Source organism: Streptomyces sp. NPDC043870 (genome assembly GCF_056435785.1).
The window spans coordinates 1-15357 of the sequence record NZ_JBWKDT010000013.1 but is presented as its reverse complement, the minus strand read 5'-3'; the positions used below and the strand labels follow the sequence as shown (position 1 = coordinate 15357).

The window sequence follows — 15357 nt, the reverse complement described above, 5'->3', positions numbered from 1 at the left end:
GGGCTCAGATCCCGCAGCTGGACGCGGACCAGAAGCGGCTCGCGCGGTGGTCGACGTGGGTGTGGTCGCCGTGGCCCGGGTAGCCGGGGCCGAGGATGCCGTTGAAGCCGTGGTTGCGGGCCTGCTGGGCGAGCTTGCACAGGGAGTGGGGTCCGGCGCCGAGGTCCGCCGCGTCGCCGTACAGGTGGCGGCTGTCCGAGGCCCCGCCGACCGCGTCGTTGCAGGCCTGTGAGCGGAAGCCGCTGGTCACGGTGATGGGCTGGTCGCCGAGTGCGTGCCGCATCGCCTCCAGCTTCCACATGGTGCGCAGCGCGTTGGACTTGGCGGTGGCGGCGCTCACCGCGCCGCCCGCCCAGGTGGAGTTGCAGTCGTTCAGCTCTGCGTAGCTGAAGTGGACCGGGGTGCAGTCGTCGTCCTGGAGCGCGTAGAGCTTGCTGAAGGTGGCGGGTCCCGCGACGCCGTCGGCGGCGAGTCCGTAGGCCGACTGGAAGCGCTTGACGGCGGCGGCGGTCGCCGGGCCGTAGTCGCCGTCGATGGCGAGGACGGCGCCGTAGCCGGGGTATCCGGCGATTCGGATCTGCAGCTGGGTGACGTCGGCGCCGGACGTCCCCTGGGAGAGGGTGCGGGACCAGGTGTAGCAGCCGTCGGCGTGTGCGGTGCCGGCCGTGGCCACGACCCCGCCGAGCGAGGCGGCCATGAGCATGACAAAGGACAGCAGGAGTCGTGCGGTGCGTCTGGGCATCGGTCCTCCATGACGAGTCCACCGGATGTGGGAGCTGCACCCAGAGACTGGCGGGGCGGTCGACGCGCGTCAACAGGGCCACGGCAGCTGTCATTTGCCCGCCCATTGGCGGTAACGGCAGCGCCCCGCACCGGTCGACGGAGCGGGGCGCTGACGCGAACGACGGCGACGGCGACGGCGACGGATCAATCGTTGGGGACGACCTCGTAGCGCGGCGTGCCCTCGGCCATCTGCCGCAGCGCGTCCTTGCGGTCCCGCTTCGACAGCCGGTCGATGTACAGGTAGCCGTACAGGTGGTCCGTCTCGTGCTGCAGGCAGCGCGCGAAGTAGCCGGTGCCGCGCACCTTGACCGGCTTGCCCTCGGCGTCCTGGCCGTGCACCTCGGCGTAGTCGGGGCGGGCCAGCGAGGCGTACGCCGTCGGGACGGACAGGCAGCCCTCGTTCGAGTCGTCCAGGTTGCGGTGCTCCGGCGGCAGCTCCTGCAGCACCGGGTTGCAGACGACGCCGGTGTGACGCACACCCTCGTCGTCGGGGCAGTCGTAGACGAAGACCTTCAGGTCCACACCGATCTGGTTGGCGGCCAGGCCCACGCCCTCCGCCGCCCGCTGGCTGGCGAACATGTCGTCGATCAGCGCCGCGAGCTTGTCGTCGAACTCGGTGACGTCCTTGCACTCCTTGTGGAGCACCGGGTTGCCGACGACGGTGATCGGACGGGCCGTGCCACGCTCGCGGTACGCCCGCTCGCGCTCCTCACAGTCCTCCGTGTCCACGACGAAACCATCGTTGACCTGCTGGTCCGTGTGCTGGTCCGTCTCCTGCTGCGCCATTGTCCGCCGTATGCCTTCCTCGGGTGCCCGTCTGATTGCTCCATACAGACTACGGCCCGACGTCAGCAGACTTCCTCAAGATCCCGCCACTCGCGGCTGTCCGGGCTGTCCGCGACCCAGCCGTCCAGCAGCCCGCGCACCAGAGCGGCGGGCGCCGCGATACCGCATTCACGCTCCGGCACCCACATGTCGCCGGCCGTGCGGTGGCCCAGCGGCCCCGGGTGGCCCGGCTCGCTGTGGTCGTGCGGGTCCAGGTGCTCACCGTCACCCTCGGCGCTCGGCATCACGCTCTCGGAGCAGGCCCGGCAGAGCAGCCGCACCGACGACGACCAGTCCTCGGCGGCGAATCCGGCGTCGGCGGCGAGCTGCTCCAGGGCGTCCCGGTCGTCCTCGGTGGCGGCCTCCAGCAGCACCACCCAGGTGGGGACGGGCGAGGGCGCCCAGAGCTCGATCTCGTCGAAGACGGGGAAACTGTGTCCGGCGGCGGTGGTGCGCTCGCCGTGCGGTACGCCGTCGTGCAGCACGACCTCGCCCCAGCGGCGGCCGGACGACGGCAGGGGGATGGAGAGCACCTCTATCCGGGCCGGGTCGAGCCTGCGGCCCCACACCACCTCGGCCTCGCCCTCCGGCGACAGCCGTACGGCGGCGCTGCCCAGCTCCATCCCGACGGGCTCACCGCCCGCGGCGCCCGGTCCGCCGCTTCCGGCGCGTGAGGGGCTTCCGGGCACCTTCAGCCCGTACGCCTGCCAGGCCCGGCGGGCCAGCGGCCAGTCCTGGAGGGCGGTGGCCGCGATCCCCACGTTCCACCAGTCGGGGGCGCCGGTCTCCTTGTCCAGCAGGGCGACGGCCCGCAGGCCCGCGGCGCGCGCCTGTTCCCAGTCGTGCCGGAACTTGTGCAGCAGGGCCAGGTTGAACCAGGACTCGGAGAGCCAGGGCTCCAGATCCGCCGCACGGGTCAGCAGCGCGCCCGCGTCCTCGTACCGGCCGTCGCCGATCAGCGTGAACGCGCGGTCGGTGGCCTGCCGCCACGAGGCGGAGGGCCGATGCCGTACCTTCCCGAAGATCCTCACGATTCCCGCCTGCCGGTCGCTCGGGTCATTGCCCCCGGACACTTGTCTGAGTGTCTTTGTGTACGTCTCGCTCAGTGCTCCCTACTTTCGCATCCAACCATGCCCGGTCGGACGCCCGCTCATTACCCATGGGTTACCCAGCCTGAGCGGGGCTGAGTCCCGCCCGTCGCCCGCCACCACCCCCTCAGCCGAGGCCCTCCGGGCCGGCCCCGCGACGGGTCAGGACGCGGGCGAGGGATTCGACGACTTCCGGCTGGTAGTCGTGGGCGGTGCCGAGACGGAGCTGCTCCAGAGCCGTGAGCGCGCCTGTGGCACTTTCACCGGTGAGATCGTCGTACGCGTTGACGGTGCGGACGATACGGGCGGCCAGGGGCTGCTCCCGGTACGGGTCGGCCTGGCGCTCGACGACCACCGCGACGGCCGCGGGGACCCCGGTCTGGCGGACGACGGCGCCGCCCAGCAGGGCGATCCTGCGCTGCTCGGCGAGCGGCAGCAGAGCGGTGGCACCCTCCGGGACCGGGTCGACGAGGGAGAGCTGCCCGATGTCGTGCATCAGCGCCGCGTACTCCAGAACGGTCAGCTCGGGCCCCGAGAGCCCCAGCTCGCGGCCGACGGCGGTGCTCAGCGCGGCCACCCTGAGGGCATGCCCGTGGGGGGTGTAGCCCGCGATCTCGGTCGCCCGTGCGAGTGAGGAGATGGTCTGCCGGTAAGTGATCCGCACGGCCGCGTACCGCCGGAACGACATCTGGGTGAGCAGGAGCGGTACCGAGAAGACGGGCAGCGCCCAAAGCCCGGCGACAGCGGCGCCGAGCGCCATGACGGCGCCGGTCGCACAGACGGCGGAGCCGATGCCGATCATCGCACGCAGCTCGTCGCGCAGCAGCGGACCGTACGGGACGGGCGTACCTCCCGCGCGCCGGGCGCCACGGGGGAGGGTGCGGGCGCGGAGCATCAGCGCGGCGAGCACGGCGTCGCAGAGCGCGGTCAGCAGCAGCAGAAGCAGCAGGTAGAGCACGTAGTACGGCCCCTTGCCGAGCCGCTCGGCAAGGGCGCCCGAGTTGTAGAGCGGCTGGAAGCAGACCGCGGCGAACGCCACGGTGAGCACGCGGCGCATGACATGGTCGAGCGCGGGCCCGCGGCCGCGTGCGATGTGCGGTACGGCCCCGGCGAGGGCGCCCGCCACGACGACCGCGACGACCTGGAGGACGCCATGGGTGGTGGCCCGCCCGCCGCTCTCACCGAGCAGCGCGTACGCCAGTGCCCCGGCGGACGCGAGCGGCGCGGGCTCCCTCCCCCATGGCTTTTCGAGCATGGGTGGGGATCCCCCCGGCGCAGCCGGGGGCAGTACCCCCGTGCCGGGCGGTGCACCCCGTCGGGTGGCCTCACCGACGGCGATGAGCACGCCGAACGCGAGCGCGGTGCCCGGCTCCGCGACGCCGTTCCACAGGGTCCAGCCGAGCCCGGCTCCGGTCAGCGCGGCAGCGGCCCCGTACACGCCCAGAACGGTGACCGGGACCCTCGGTGTCATCCGCTCCGCCCGTGCCGTGCCGCCGGAGCGGAGACGGGCCCGGCCGGGACGGAGGGGCACTCCGAGGGCGGCTGGGCGGGCACGTGCGGCTCGTCGGCGGTGACCCCCGTCTGCCAGCCGTGTCGGTCGAGAGCGCGGACGAGGGCGCGCACCATCCGGGGGTCGAACTGGGTTCCGGCGCAGCGTTTCAGCTCTTTGACCGCGGTGGCGACGGGCCGCGCCCTGCTGTACGAGCGGGTCGAGGTCATCGCGTCGAAGGCGTCGGCGACGGCGACCACACGGGCGAACTCGGGGATCTGGCGGCCGGCGAGTCCGTACGGGTAGCCGCTTCCGTCGAGCCGTTCGTGGTGGTGCAGGATCGCCGCGCGGGCCTCGCCGAGGAAGCCGATGCCCCGGACCATCTCGTGCCCGTACTCGGGGTGCAGCTCGATGACGCGGCGCTCCTCCGGGGTGAGCGGTCCGTCCTTGCGCAGCACGCGTGTGGGTACGCCCAGTTTGCCGATGTCGTGCAGGATCCCGGCGAAGCGGAGCACTTCGAGGCGCTCCTCGTCCATGCCCAGCTCACGCGCGATCAGTACGGACGCGCGGCCCACCCGCTCGCTGTGGCCGCGGGTGTACTTGTCCTTGATGTCGACGGCCTGCACCAGGGCGCGGATGGTGGACCGGTGAGCGCCCTGCTCGCGGTGGTACTGCGCGAAGACCCAGCAGGAGATGTACATCGGCAGCAGCACGAAGAGCGCGGACAGCGGACCGTACGGGCTGCGCCACAGCACGGCCATCATCAGCCCGGCCGCTGCGTGCACGGCGTGCGGCGCGAGGGAGCGCAGCAGCAGTCCGCGCCACGCCGCGCGGACGGGGACGCGTTCCGCGGTGGCGAGGATGCCGCCGTCGAGCGCGGTCAGCACCAGGCAGTACGTGAATGCGGCGGCGAACGCGGGCAGCAGGGCGTACGGGAAGTCGGCGGCGCTCAGCGCGGCCGGGCCGCCGAGGAGGACGGCCGCCCGGGACGCCGCCCAGGCGGCCAGGGCCGATTGGGCCGCCCGCCACACGCGGCGGATGCCCGCGGGGCGCTGTTCGACGTGGGCGAGCAGCGCGCCCGGTGCCGCGACCAGCGCCGCGGCCGCGGGCGGCAGGAGCAGCGCGGCGGCGAGGAGCACGGGAAAGAACGATCCGGCGCCGACCGGTACGGATCCGCCGACGACCCGTCCCAGGACGGGGAACCGGGCGGGCATCTCGCACACCGCGTACAGCGCCGCGAGCAGCGCGACCGTGCCCCAGGCGGTACCAGCCCCGGGGCACAGGGCGGGGAGCGCGCACACAGCGGCACTCACGACGGCACACAGGATGTACACCCGCGCCGCTCCGGGAATGACTCTCACCCGCCCTCAGCCCTCCTCGGACGCCCCAAATCGAGCGCAAGGCTAGCGAGTTGGGGTGACCACGGCGGACGGAAGCGACCGATTAGCACCATCGGGTGACACGGTGCGAGGGCGGACGGGCGTGTCCCCTGCGGGCACGCCGACCGGATACGCGAAGGGGACGCACCGTCCGGTGCGCCCCCTGTGTCCGGTCCGCCGGCGGAGCGCTGCTGCTCCCCGACCGTTCCGCGACTGCTCAGCGCGTGCTCAGCGCCTGGTTACTCCGCGCCCGCCGTCAGGTCGTGCTCGGGCACGGTCTCACCGGACCTGATCAGCTCGATCCGGCCCATGACCTTGGCCCGCAGATCCACCGGCACGTCGTCATGGCCGCAGCAGCGCTTGACGAGCTTCTTCACCGCCTGCTCCAGGCCGTACTTCTCCAGGCACGGGGAGCACTCCTCGAAGTGCACCTCGAACTTGGTGCAGTCGCTGTCGGGCATCTCCCGGTCGAGGAACTCGTAAAGATGATCGAGTACCTCTGCGCAGTCAGTCTCGTGCGGCTCTCCGCAGCTCATGAGCCCGCGCCTTTCCGATCGTTCGTCGACTCCCCGGCGCCCGCGGGAACGAGCCCGCGATCACGGGCGTAGTCCTCGAGCATGCCGCGCAACTGGCGGCGGCCCCGGTGCAGTCGGGACATCACCGTACCGATGGGCGTTCCCATGATGTCCGCGATCTCCTTGTAGGCAAAGCCCTCTACATCCGCGAGATACACGGCGATGCGGAACTCCTCGGGGATCGCCTGCAGCGCTTCCTTGACATCGGAGTCCGGCAGGTGGTCGAGCGCCTGGGACTCGGCGGAGCGCAGACCGGTCGACATGTGCGACTCCGCGCGGGCGAGCTGCCAGTCCTCGATCTCCTCGGCGGCACTGCGCTGCGGCTCGCGCTGCTTCTTGCGGTACGAGTTGATGAAGGTGTTCGTGAGAATCCGGTACAGCCAGGCCTTGAGGTTCGTGCCCTCACGGAACTGGTGGAAGGACCCGTAGGCCTTCGCGTACGTCTCCTGTACGAGATCCTCGGCATCGGCCGGGTTGCGCGTCATACGCAACGCGGCCGAGTACATCTGGTCGAGGTAGCCAAGTGCGTCCCGCTCGAAGCGTGCGTTGCGCTCGGCAGCCGTCTCGTCCATGCGGCTGTCGTCGGTCCCAGTGACCGGACCCACCTCCTCCTCCGCTGTGGCGAGACCGAAACCGGACCCGCTCGAATCGGAGGATAGACGACCAACCGCACCGCCCGCCGTCCGAATGGGGGTCGCCTTGGGTGCACGCAGCACTGTCCACTCCAGGTCAGCGCCCTGCGACCTGCTCGGGCAGATGGTCGAACCCATGCGACGGACTCCCTCTCCACGCTCCTGTACTGACGTGGGACACAACAGAGGGTCCGCCCTCCGCTATTCCCGGGCACAGGGCGCAGTCAGGATCCGGCCGTCAGGATGCAGCCATCAGGATCCGGCGTCAGGTGCGGCCTTCAGGATCCGGCGTCAGGTGCGGCCTTCAGGATCCGGGCAGGGCCGTGATCCACTTCCGTACGCCGGCGACGACGGTGGCCAGGGCCTCCTCCTGCGTCAGCGCCGCCCGCTTGGGCACGGTGAGCCCGTGGTCCGCGGAGTCCACCTCGATCAGCTCGTACTCCCCGTCGGGGAACTCCTCCGGCTTCCCGAACGAGTCGTTGCCGCCCTGGACGACAAGGACGGGAACTCCGGCGCCGAGGAGCTCTTCGGCCCGGGACTTCTCCGGCCTGCCCGGCGGGTGCAGGGGGAAGCTGAGGGCGAGCACGGCGCGAGCGCCCAGCTCACGCGCCGTGCGGCAGGCGACCCGCGCCCCTGCGCTGCGCCCGCCCGCGACGATCGGCAGCCCCTGCCTCTCCAGCGCGGGCCACAGCCCCCGCCAGCCGGTGTCCAGGGTCTTCGGCGCGGGCGCGACCTGCTTGCCCGCCACCCGCCACGGCTGCTCCACGAGGGCCACGGTCACCCCGGCGGCGGGCAGCTCGGCCGCGAGCGCCTGGAGGTCGCGGGCGCCGATGCCGCCGCCCGCGCCATGGCTGACGGCCAGCACGAGCCGGGCCTTGCCGGTGGCCGGGTGCCAGGTGATGCGGGCGTCCCCGGCGGGTGTCTCGACGATCTCGCTCTGTGTCACGTCAGCAGTGTCACACCACGAGCCCCGGAAACCTCAGGAAGCACGAGCACCGGAACCTCAGCCGTAACCCTCAGAACCCGGAAACCTCAGAGACCGGAAACCTCAGAAGAGCGTGCCGACCTCAGGGGCCGCCAGCTCCTCCAGCAGCTCAGGTCCGTTGTTGCGGACATTGGAGACGGCCGTGCCCACGGGGTACGCCCGCATCAGCCCGGGCGGCTGCGGCGCGAGCAGCGTGCGCAGCTCCTCCACGTCCGTGCGGGCCGGGTCGAGCCAGGCGTCCCAGCGGTCCTCCGTGAGCATCAGCGGCATCCGCGGGTGGATGTCGGACAGCGAGTGGGGGCCGTCGGCGGGTGCGACGGCCAGCGGGCTCGTCTCCGCCTCGGTCGTGATCACCGAGCAGGTCACCCACCAGGACTGCGGGTGGTCGTCCGGCAGGGTCCGGTCGCGCCAGAACTCGTACAGCCCCGCCATCGCGAAGACCGAGCCGTCGGCGGGGGTCACGAAGTACGGCTGCTTGCGGGGCCGCTTCTTCTTCCCCTCCACCTCCAGCTGCCGCTCGTCGGCGCCGGTGACCCACTCGTAGTAGCCGTCGGCGGGCAGGATGCAGCGCCGGGCGAGGAAGGGCCGGCGGAAGGAGGGCTTCTCATGGACGGTCTCCGCACGGGCGTTGATCATCCGGGCCGCGCCCTCGGGGTTCTTGGCGAACGACGGGACGAGTCCCCACTTGAGTTTCCGCAGCTGGCGAACCGGGCGGCGGTCGTCCGCGTCCTTCAGAGGACGTTCGAGCACCGCGTAGACCTCTTTTGTCGGAGCCACGTTCCAGTCGGGAGCCAGGGTCTCCGCCGGCTCCCACTTCTCGATCTGGAAGAGTCCCGTCAGGTCCTCGGGCCTGCGACTCGCTGCATACCGTCCGCACATAAGTGCCACACTGCCACGACCCCGAGCCTCCCGAGGAGCCACCCCGGAAATGGTCACACCCGAAGTCTTCGGCACCCAGCCCGCGCCCGAGCAGTGGCTCGTCATAGGCACGGCCGCGCTCGCTCTCGTCGCGGTCGTCCCGCACACGCTGTGGCGGCTGTCCCGCAACGCGATCACGATCGCCCACGAGGGCGGCCACGGCCTGATCGCCCTGGCCACCGGTCGCCGGCTGTACGGCATCCGGCTGCACTCCGACACCAGCGGCCTCACCGTCAGCCGCGGCAGGCCGACCGGCCCCGGCATGATCCTCACCGCGGCCGCGGGCTACACCGCCCCGCCGCTGCTCGGACTCGGCGGCGCCTGGCTGCTCGCCGCGCACCGCATCACGCTGCTCCTGTGGGTGGCGACCGCGCTGCTGATCGCGATGCTGGTGATGATCCGCAACGCGTACGGGGCACTCACCGTGATCCTCACCGGTGCGGCATTCCTGTTGGTGTCCTGGCTGACCGATCCGGCGGTGCAGGCGGCGTTCGCGTACGCCGCGGTGTGGTTCCTGCTGCTCGGCGGCGTACGGCCGGCCTTCGAGCTGCAGGCGAAGCGGCGGCACGGCGGGGCGCCCGACTCGGACGCCGACCAGCTGGCCCGGCTGACGCATGCGCCGCCCGCGATGTGGCTGTTCCTCTTCCATGCCGTATCGCTGTGCTCGCTGATCGGTGGCGGTCGCTGGCTGCTCGGCCTGTGATCGTTCACGGAGCTCCGTGACCGGTCATGGAACGGCTGCGGCCGCCCGGGGCCATTAAAGTGATGGCCATGACCGAGAGCTCCGTGCACCCCGCCCTCTGGCCCGCCCCTCATGCAAGCGGACCCGTCGACGCGACGGTCACCGTGCCCGGATCAAAATCGGTCACCAACCGCGCGCTCGTGCTGGCGGCACTGGCCGCCGAGCCCGGCTGGCTGCGCCGGCCGCTGCGCTCCCGCGACACCCTGCTGATGGCGGAGGCCCTGCGGGCCATGGGCGTCGGCATCGAGGAGCAGGTCTCCTCCAGCTCCACCGCCACCGGCGGCCCCGACAGCGGCGAGGCCTGGCGGATAATCCCGGCCGGGCTGCACGGCCCCACGACGGTCGACGTCGGCAACGCCGGCACGGTGATGCGCTTCCTGCCGCCCGTCGCCGCCCTCGCCGACGGTCCGATCCGCTTCGACGGCGACCCGCGCTCCTACGAGCGTCCGCTGGGCGGCGTGATCAACGGTCTGCGCGCGCTGGGCGCCCGGATCGACGACGACGGCCGCGGCTCCCTCCCGATGACCGTCCACGGCGGCGGAGCGCTGGACGGCGGCCCCGTGGAGATCGACGCCTCCTCGTCCTCGCAGTTCGTCTCCGCCCTGCTGCTCTCCGCGCCACGCTTCAACCAGGGCGTGGAGGTACGGCACATCGGCTCCCGGCTGCCGTCGATGCCGCACATCCGGATGACCGTCGACATGCTCCGTACGGTCGGGGCGCAGGTCGACGAGCCGGAGACCGGCGGCGAGCCCAACGTCTGGCGGGTGCGCAGCGGTGCGCTGCTCGGCCGGGACCTGACCGTGGAGCCGGATCTGTCCAACGCCCAGCCCTTCCTGGCGGCGGCGCTGGTGACGGGCGGCCGGGTCACCGTGCCCGACTGGCCCGAGCACACCACCCAGCCAGGTGACGCGCTGCGCGAGATCTTCACCGAGATGGGCGGTTCCTGCGAGCTCACGGACGCGGGTCTGACCTTCACCGGCACCGGCCGGATCCATGGCATCGACGTCGATCTGAGCGAGGTCGGCGAGCTGACCCCGGGCATCGCCGCGGTCGCGGCCCTGGCCGACTCCCCCTCGACGCTGCGCGGTGTCGCGCATCTGCGGCTGCACGAGACGGACCGGCTGGCCGCGCTCACCAAGGAGATCAACGAGCTCGGCGGCGATGTCACCGAGACCGAGGACGGGCTGCACATCCGCCCGCGCCCGCTGCACGGCGGGGTGTTCCACACCTACGACGACCACCGGATGGCGACGGCCGGCTCGATCATCGGACTCGCCGTCGACGGAGTGGAGATCGAGAACGTGGCGACGACGGCCAAAACCCTGCCCGATTTCCCGAGGATGTGGACCGACATGCTCGCGGGCAACTGAGCGGGGACGGCCGGAGATGCGCCGCTACGGCAAGCACACCGACGAGGACGACATCCGCCAGCGCCCCAACCCCAAGGGCAACCGTCCCCGTACGAACATCCGCCCCAAGCACGAGGACGCGGCGGAGGGCATGGTCCTGACCGTCGACCGGGGCCGGCTCACATGTCTCGTCGACGACCGCACGGTCATGGCGATGAAGGCCCGTGAGCTGGGCCGCAAGGCCGCCGTGGTAGGCGACCGGGTCGAGCTGGTCGGCGATCTGTCCGGCAAGAAGGACACCCTCGCCCGCATCGTCCGGATCGGCGAGCGCCGGTCCGTCCTGCGCCGCACCGCCGACGACGACGATCCGTACGAGCGCGTCGTCGTCGCCAACGCCGACCAGCTGGCGATCGTGACGGCCCTCGCCGACCCGGAGCCGCGCCCGCGGCTGATCGACCGCTGTCTGGTCGCGGCGTTCGCCGGCGGCCTGGAGCCGCTACTGGTGCTGACCAAGTCGGATCTGGCCTCGCCGGACGAACTGCTGGAGATGTACGGCGCGCTCGGTGTCCCCCACATCGTCACCACCCGCGACGAGTTCGTGGGCGGCGTCGCGGCCGACCGGGTCTACGAGCACCTCAGGGGGCGAACGACCGCGTTCGTCGGCCACTCCGGCGTCGGCAAGACGACTCTGGTCAACGCCCTCGTCCCGAAGGACCGGTGGCGCAGCACGGGCGTGGTGAACGCGGTCACCGGCCGCGGCCGGCACACCACCACCTCGGCGCTCGCTCTCCCCCTCGCGGGCGAGGACAACGGGTGGGTGATCGACACCCCGGGTGTGCGCTCCTTCGGGCTGCACCATGTCGACCCGTCCCGCGTCATCCACGCCTTCCCGGATCTGGAGCCGGGCACGGAGGGGTGTCCGCGCGCCTGTTCGCACGACGAGCCGGACTGCGCGCTGGACGACTGGGTGGCTCAGGGGAACGCCGATCCCGCGCGTCTCTACTCACTGAGGCGACTGCTGGCGACGCGCGAGCGACGCGAAGGCGACTGAGCCGCGGCGACACGAAGGCGACCGACCCGCGGCGACGCGAAGGCGACCGCCCCGCGCACGTTTGCGACCGCCCGCTGCTGGTAAGTGCATAATCGCACCAAGTGAGACGAAGCAGTCACGGACGCGGACGCGGGAGGCACTCACCATGGCGTGGCTGCTGGTAGTCGTCGCGGGACTCCTGGAGACAGGGTTCGCGATCTGTCTCAAGCTGTCGCACGGCTTCACGCGTCTCTGGCCGACGATCGCGTTCGCCGTCTTCGCGATGAGCAGCTTCGGGCTGCTGACGCTGTCCTTGAGGAAGCTCGACGTCGGTCCCGCCTATGCGGTATGGACGGGCATCGGCGCATCGGGCACCGCGATCTACGGAATGATCTTCCTCGGTGAGGTGGCCTCGACCTTGAAGATCGTCTCGATCGCACTGGTGATCTCCGGCGTCATCGGCCTGCAGCTCTCGAGCCCTGCCCATTGAGGGCTGTACGGACCAGTTGACCGATCTCCTCGGGGGCGGGCGCGACGACATGCGCCAGCGCGAGCCGCACGGCCAGCTCGCAGCGGTGGGCGAGGTCGAGGCTCTCCTCCTTCGTACGCCGGCGGCTGCCCGGCTCCTGGGCGGCCAGCGAGCGGTCCCGTACCGCGGCGACCAGTTCGGCGGGCGCCGGGTGCCCGGCATCCGCACGGCGCTGCGCCGGCAGTACGGAGGCGGCGGCCGACCTGCTCGCGGGCCGAGGGGCGGGCAGCCGCTCTCCCCAGCAGCCGGTGAGCAGGGCGCGCAGCAGCGGCCTTGCGCGGGCCTCCCCGACGGTCCACTCCGCGAGCCGCACCAGCTGCTCCCCGCTCCCGGCCCGCTCCGCGAGGACCCGGTCCACGCCGTGGAGATACATGTCGGCCTCGCGCCGCACGAGTGCGCGGGCGAGGCCGTCCTTACTGCCGAACTCGTTGTAGAGCGTCTGCCGCGAGACCCCGGCGGCCGAGGCGACGTCGACCATGCGGATCCCTGACCAGGGCAGGCCGGAGAGAGCGGTGAGAGCGGCGTTCAGCAGTGCTTCTCGCGCTGTGGGCATCATGGCCTCCCGGGCCCTGCGGCTCTGCGCTCAGAGTTGACGGGTGACCACCGACTGTCAAGAGCACGGGGCGCGCGGGGACGGTCTTCGCGCCGGGGCGGACCGCGACTCCGCCTCCGAGATCCCGGAGATAGAGTGCCGGTCATGGCCGACTATCACGATGATCTGCGTCTCGCCCATGTCCTCGCGGACGCCGCCGACGCGGCGACCATGGACCGGTTCAAGGCGCTCGACCTCAAGGTCGAGACCAAGCCGGACATGACTCCCGTGAGCGAGGCCGACAAGGCGGCCGAGGAGCTGATCCGCTCCCAGCTCCAGCGCGCCAGGCCGCGCGACGCGATCCTCGGCGAGGAGTACGGCATCGAGGGCACCGGCCCGCGGCGCTGGGTGATCGACCCGATCGACGGCACGAAGAACTACGTCCGCGGGGTCCCTGTCTGGGCGACGCTGATCTCCCTGATGGAGGCCGGCGAGGGCGGTTTCCAGCCGGTCGTCGGTGTGGTGTCGGCGCCGGCACTGGGCCGCCGCTGGTGGGCGGCGAAGGGCGCGGGCGCCTACACGGGCCGCAGCCTGTCCTCGGCGACCCGGATGCGGGTGTCGAAGGTCGCGGACCTCTCGGACGCGTCGTTCGCGTACTCCTCGCTGAGCGGCTGGGAGGAGCGGGGTCGGCTGGACGGGTTCCTGGACCTGACCCGCGAGGTCTGGCGCACGCGCGCGTACGGCGACTTCTGGCCGTACATGATGGTCGCCGAGGGTTCGGTGGACATCTGCGCGGAGCCCGAGCTGTCGCTGTGGGACATGGCGGCGAACGCGATCATCGTGCAGGAGGCCGGCGGCACCTTCACCGGTCTGGACGGAACCCCGGGGCCGCACAGCGGCAACGCGGCGGCGTCGAACGGGCTGCTGCACGAGGAACTGCTGGGCTACCTCAACCAGCGCTACTGACTCGCGTGCCCCTGCCGGCCGAGGGTCTCCACGGGGGTCGCGCCGGGGCGGGTCCACTGCGGCACGGGCCGGCTGGTCGGGCCCCACGTGGCGACGCCGTCGGCGTCCGAGCGCCAGTACCAGCAGGCCTGGCGGCCCTCGGACGGGTACCCCTCGCGGACATCGCCGATCACGGGCCATCCCTCGGGGTTGTCCTCCCACGCCTCGCCGCGGCCGTAGGGCGTCATGTCGAGCAGGCCGAGCGACCCGTTGACCGGCTCGTTGCCACGGCCCGTCGTGGAGTAGGTGAGGAACACGCGGTCGCCGTCGCGCAGGAAACAGACGATGTGCCCCATTTCTCCACCGACCGGCGCCTCCACGTCCCGCACCGAGTACCAGGGCTGGGTGTACCCCATGAACTCGACGTAGCGGGCCACCTCGTCCCACGGGCCCGAGGTCAGGACGGCGAACGAGACGCCGCGGGCGTTGAGGTAGACGGCGTCCTTCACATGCCAGGCCGTGGTGGTGCAGCCCTCGCACTGTCCCTGGTGCGGCGCGCCGTCGTACCACATGTGCTTGTAGACCACGAGCTCGTCGCGGCCCTGGAACAGGTCGAGGAACGGGACCGGCCCGTCGGCTCCGGTGACCTCGACCGCGCCGTCGAGCTCGACCATCGGCAGCCGCCGCCGGGCCGCGGCGATCGCGTCGCCCTCACGGGTGTGCGCCTTCTCCCGGACCAGCAACTCCTCGCGCGCCGCCTGCCAGGTGGCCAGGTCGACGACCGGCGGCTTGCCGGGGAGGTTGCTGCTCGCGTTGCCTGGCGTGGTCGTCATGGTGTCCTCCGTGGTGTCTCGTGCCGGGCAGCGTCGTACGACGTCCCACGACGCCCACCGGAAGAGACTCGCGACCCGGCCGGAACTCATCGCGGCAGGGCGCGCGACCGCCGGTCCGGCGCACCTCCCGGGGCGCGGGTTCCCGGATGATCCTTCGGGTGCCGGGTCCCTTCGGCGGCCTTCAGCCGAGCTGCTCGGCCAGTCCGACGATGATGCCCTCGGGGCCGCGGACGTAGCAGAGCCGATAGCTGTCCTCGTACTGCACCAGCTCGCCGACGAGTTCGGCGCCGTGGGTGCGCAGGCGGGCAACGACGTCCTCGATGTCGTCGACGGCGAACATGATGCGGCGAATGCCCAGCGTGTTCGCCGGCGCGTCCTTCGGCTCGGCGCTGATCGCCTTCGGCGTGTGGAACATCGCCAGCTCGATTCGGCCGTGGCCGTCCGGGGTCCGCAGCATTGCGATGTCCTGTCGGACGTCGTCGAGCCCGATGACACGCTCCACCCAACGTCCCTCGACCGGCGCCCTGCCCTCCAGCTCCATGCCAAGTTCGACGAAGAACGAAACAACAGCGTCAAGGTCGTCGACAACGATGAGGACGTTGTCCATCCGCTGGATCGTCATGCCGGGTCCTTAAGAATGTTGGCGGTCCGGGAGGACCGGGTGTGGCTGATGCGAGGTTGCCGCTGATGGCTCAAGGAGAATGGCCGCCCGGTCCTCCGGGA

At 71.6% G+C, this 15357-nt stretch carries 17 protein-coding genes; 5 read left to right on the top strand and 12 right to left on the bottom strand.

Annotated elements, in window-relative coordinates:
- Positions 1–4: 4 nt before the first annotated feature.
- The 9 genes from AC0699_RS18235 to AC0699_RS18195 all read right to left on the bottom strand — a co-directional run bounded on the left by AC0699_RS18235 (position 5) and on the right by AC0699_RS18195 (position 8635).
- Positions 5–742, bottom strand: coding sequence for a D-Ala-D-Ala carboxypeptidase family metallohydrolase (locus AC0699_RS18235; RefSeq protein WP_478661132.1), 738 nt, complete (start codon positions 740–742; stop codon positions 5–7).
- A 185-nt stretch (positions 743–927) separates the two neighbouring features.
- Complete coding sequence (gene def / locus AC0699_RS18230) at positions 928–1569, bottom strand: peptide deformylase (protein ID WP_478661130.1); 642 nt, start codon at positions 1567–1569, stop codon at positions 928–930.
- Positions 1570–1631: 62 nt separating this feature from the next.
- The gene (locus tag AC0699_RS18225) at positions 1632–2639 is read right to left on the bottom strand and encodes a tetratricopeptide repeat protein (RefSeq protein WP_478661434.1); all 1008 of its coding nucleotides are present in this window, start codon (positions 2637–2639) and stop codon (positions 1632–1634) included.
- A gap of 184 nt (positions 2640–2823) precedes the next feature.
- Complete coding sequence (locus AC0699_RS18220; protein ID WP_478661128.1) at positions 2824–4167, bottom strand: HD-GYP domain-containing protein; 1344 nt, start codon at positions 4165–4167, stop codon at positions 2824–2826.
- Positions 4164–5546, bottom strand: a complete 1383-nt coding sequence (locus AC0699_RS18215; RefSeq protein WP_478661126.1) for an HD-GYP domain-containing protein — start codon at positions 5544–5546, stop codon at positions 4164–4166. Before AC0699_RS18215 ends, AC0699_RS18220 begins: the two co-directional genes overlap by 4 nt.
- Before the next feature lie 257 nt (positions 5547–5803).
- On the bottom strand, positions 5804–6100 hold the full coding sequence (gene rsrA / locus AC0699_RS18210; protein WP_453665096.1) for a mycothiol system anti-sigma-R factor: 297 nt from the start codon (positions 6098–6100) through the stop codon (positions 5804–5806).
- Positions 6097–6744 carry a sigma-70 family RNA polymerase sigma factor gene (locus AC0699_RS18205; protein ID WP_453665098.1) on the bottom strand — a complete coding sequence of 216 codons (648 nt, stop codon included), beginning with the start codon at positions 6742–6744 and terminating at the stop codon, positions 6097–6099. The genes rsrA and AC0699_RS18205 overlap by 4 nt, the downstream gene beginning before the upstream one ends.
- 331 nt (positions 6745–7075) lie before the next feature.
- On the bottom strand, positions 7076–7717 hold the full coding sequence (locus tag AC0699_RS18200; protein WP_478661123.1) for an alpha/beta hydrolase family protein: 642 nt from the start codon (positions 7715–7717) through the stop codon (positions 7076–7078).
- A 102-nt stretch (positions 7718–7819) separates the two neighbouring features.
- Entirely contained in the window at positions 7820–8635 is an 816-nt protein-coding gene (locus AC0699_RS18195) for an SOS response-associated peptidase (RefSeq protein ID WP_478661121.1), read from the bottom strand.
- A 49-nt stretch (positions 8636–8684) separates the two neighbouring features.
- Between AC0699_RS18195 and AC0699_RS18190 the strand changes: the two genes are divergently transcribed.
- The 4 genes from AC0699_RS18190 (at position 8685) to AC0699_RS18175 (ending at position 12285) form a co-directional block, all read left to right on the top strand.
- Positions 8685–9377 carry a M50 family metallopeptidase gene (locus AC0699_RS18190; RefSeq protein ID WP_478661119.1) on the top strand — a complete coding sequence of 231 codons (693 nt, stop codon included), beginning with the start codon at positions 8685–8687 and terminating at the stop codon, positions 9375–9377.
- 68 nt (positions 9378–9445) lie between these two features.
- Complete coding sequence (gene aroA / locus AC0699_RS18185) at positions 9446–10786, top strand: 3-phosphoshikimate 1-carboxyvinyltransferase (RefSeq protein ID WP_478661116.1); 1341 nt, start codon at positions 9446–9448, stop codon at positions 10784–10786.
- 16 nt (positions 10787–10802) lie between these two features.
- Complete coding sequence (gene rsgA / locus AC0699_RS18180; RefSeq protein ID WP_478661114.1) at positions 10803–11816, top strand: ribosome small subunit-dependent GTPase A; 1014 nt, start codon at positions 10803–10805, stop codon at positions 11814–11816.
- Between the two features lie 145 nt (positions 11817–11961).
- Positions 11962–12285, top strand: a complete 324-nt coding sequence (locus AC0699_RS18175) for a DMT family transporter (RefSeq protein ID WP_478661112.1) — start codon at positions 11962–11964, stop codon at positions 12283–12285.
- Here AC0699_RS18175 and AC0699_RS18170 read toward each other — a convergent pair.
- Positions 12251–12877 carry a TetR/AcrR family transcriptional regulator gene (locus AC0699_RS18170; protein WP_478661110.1) on the bottom strand — a complete coding sequence of 209 codons (627 nt, stop codon included), beginning with the start codon at positions 12875–12877 and terminating at the stop codon, positions 12251–12253. The two genes, AC0699_RS18175 and AC0699_RS18170, sit on opposite strands and share 35 nt — an antisense overlap.
- A gap of 144 nt (positions 12878–13021) precedes the next feature.
- On the opposite strand from AC0699_RS18170, the gene hisN reads away from it, so the two are divergent.
- Positions 13022–13822 carry a histidinol-phosphatase gene (gene hisN, locus AC0699_RS18165; RefSeq protein WP_453668407.1) on the top strand — a complete coding sequence of 267 codons (801 nt, stop codon included), beginning with the start codon at positions 13022–13024 and terminating at the stop codon, positions 13820–13822.
- On the opposite strand, the gene AC0699_RS18160 is transcribed toward hisN, so the two are convergent.
- A complete protein-coding gene (locus AC0699_RS18160; protein ID WP_478661107.1) occupies positions 13816–14634 on the bottom strand; it encodes a DUF899 domain-containing protein in 819 nt (272 codons plus the stop codon). The two genes, hisN and AC0699_RS18160, sit on opposite strands and share 7 nt — an antisense overlap.
- Positions 14635–14815: 181 nt before the next feature.
- Positions 14816–15256 carry a VOC family protein gene (locus AC0699_RS18155; protein ID WP_478661105.1) on the bottom strand — a complete coding sequence of 147 codons (441 nt, stop codon included), beginning with the start codon at positions 15254–15256 and terminating at the stop codon, positions 14816–14818.
- Positions 15257–15357 lie beyond the last annotated feature (101 nt).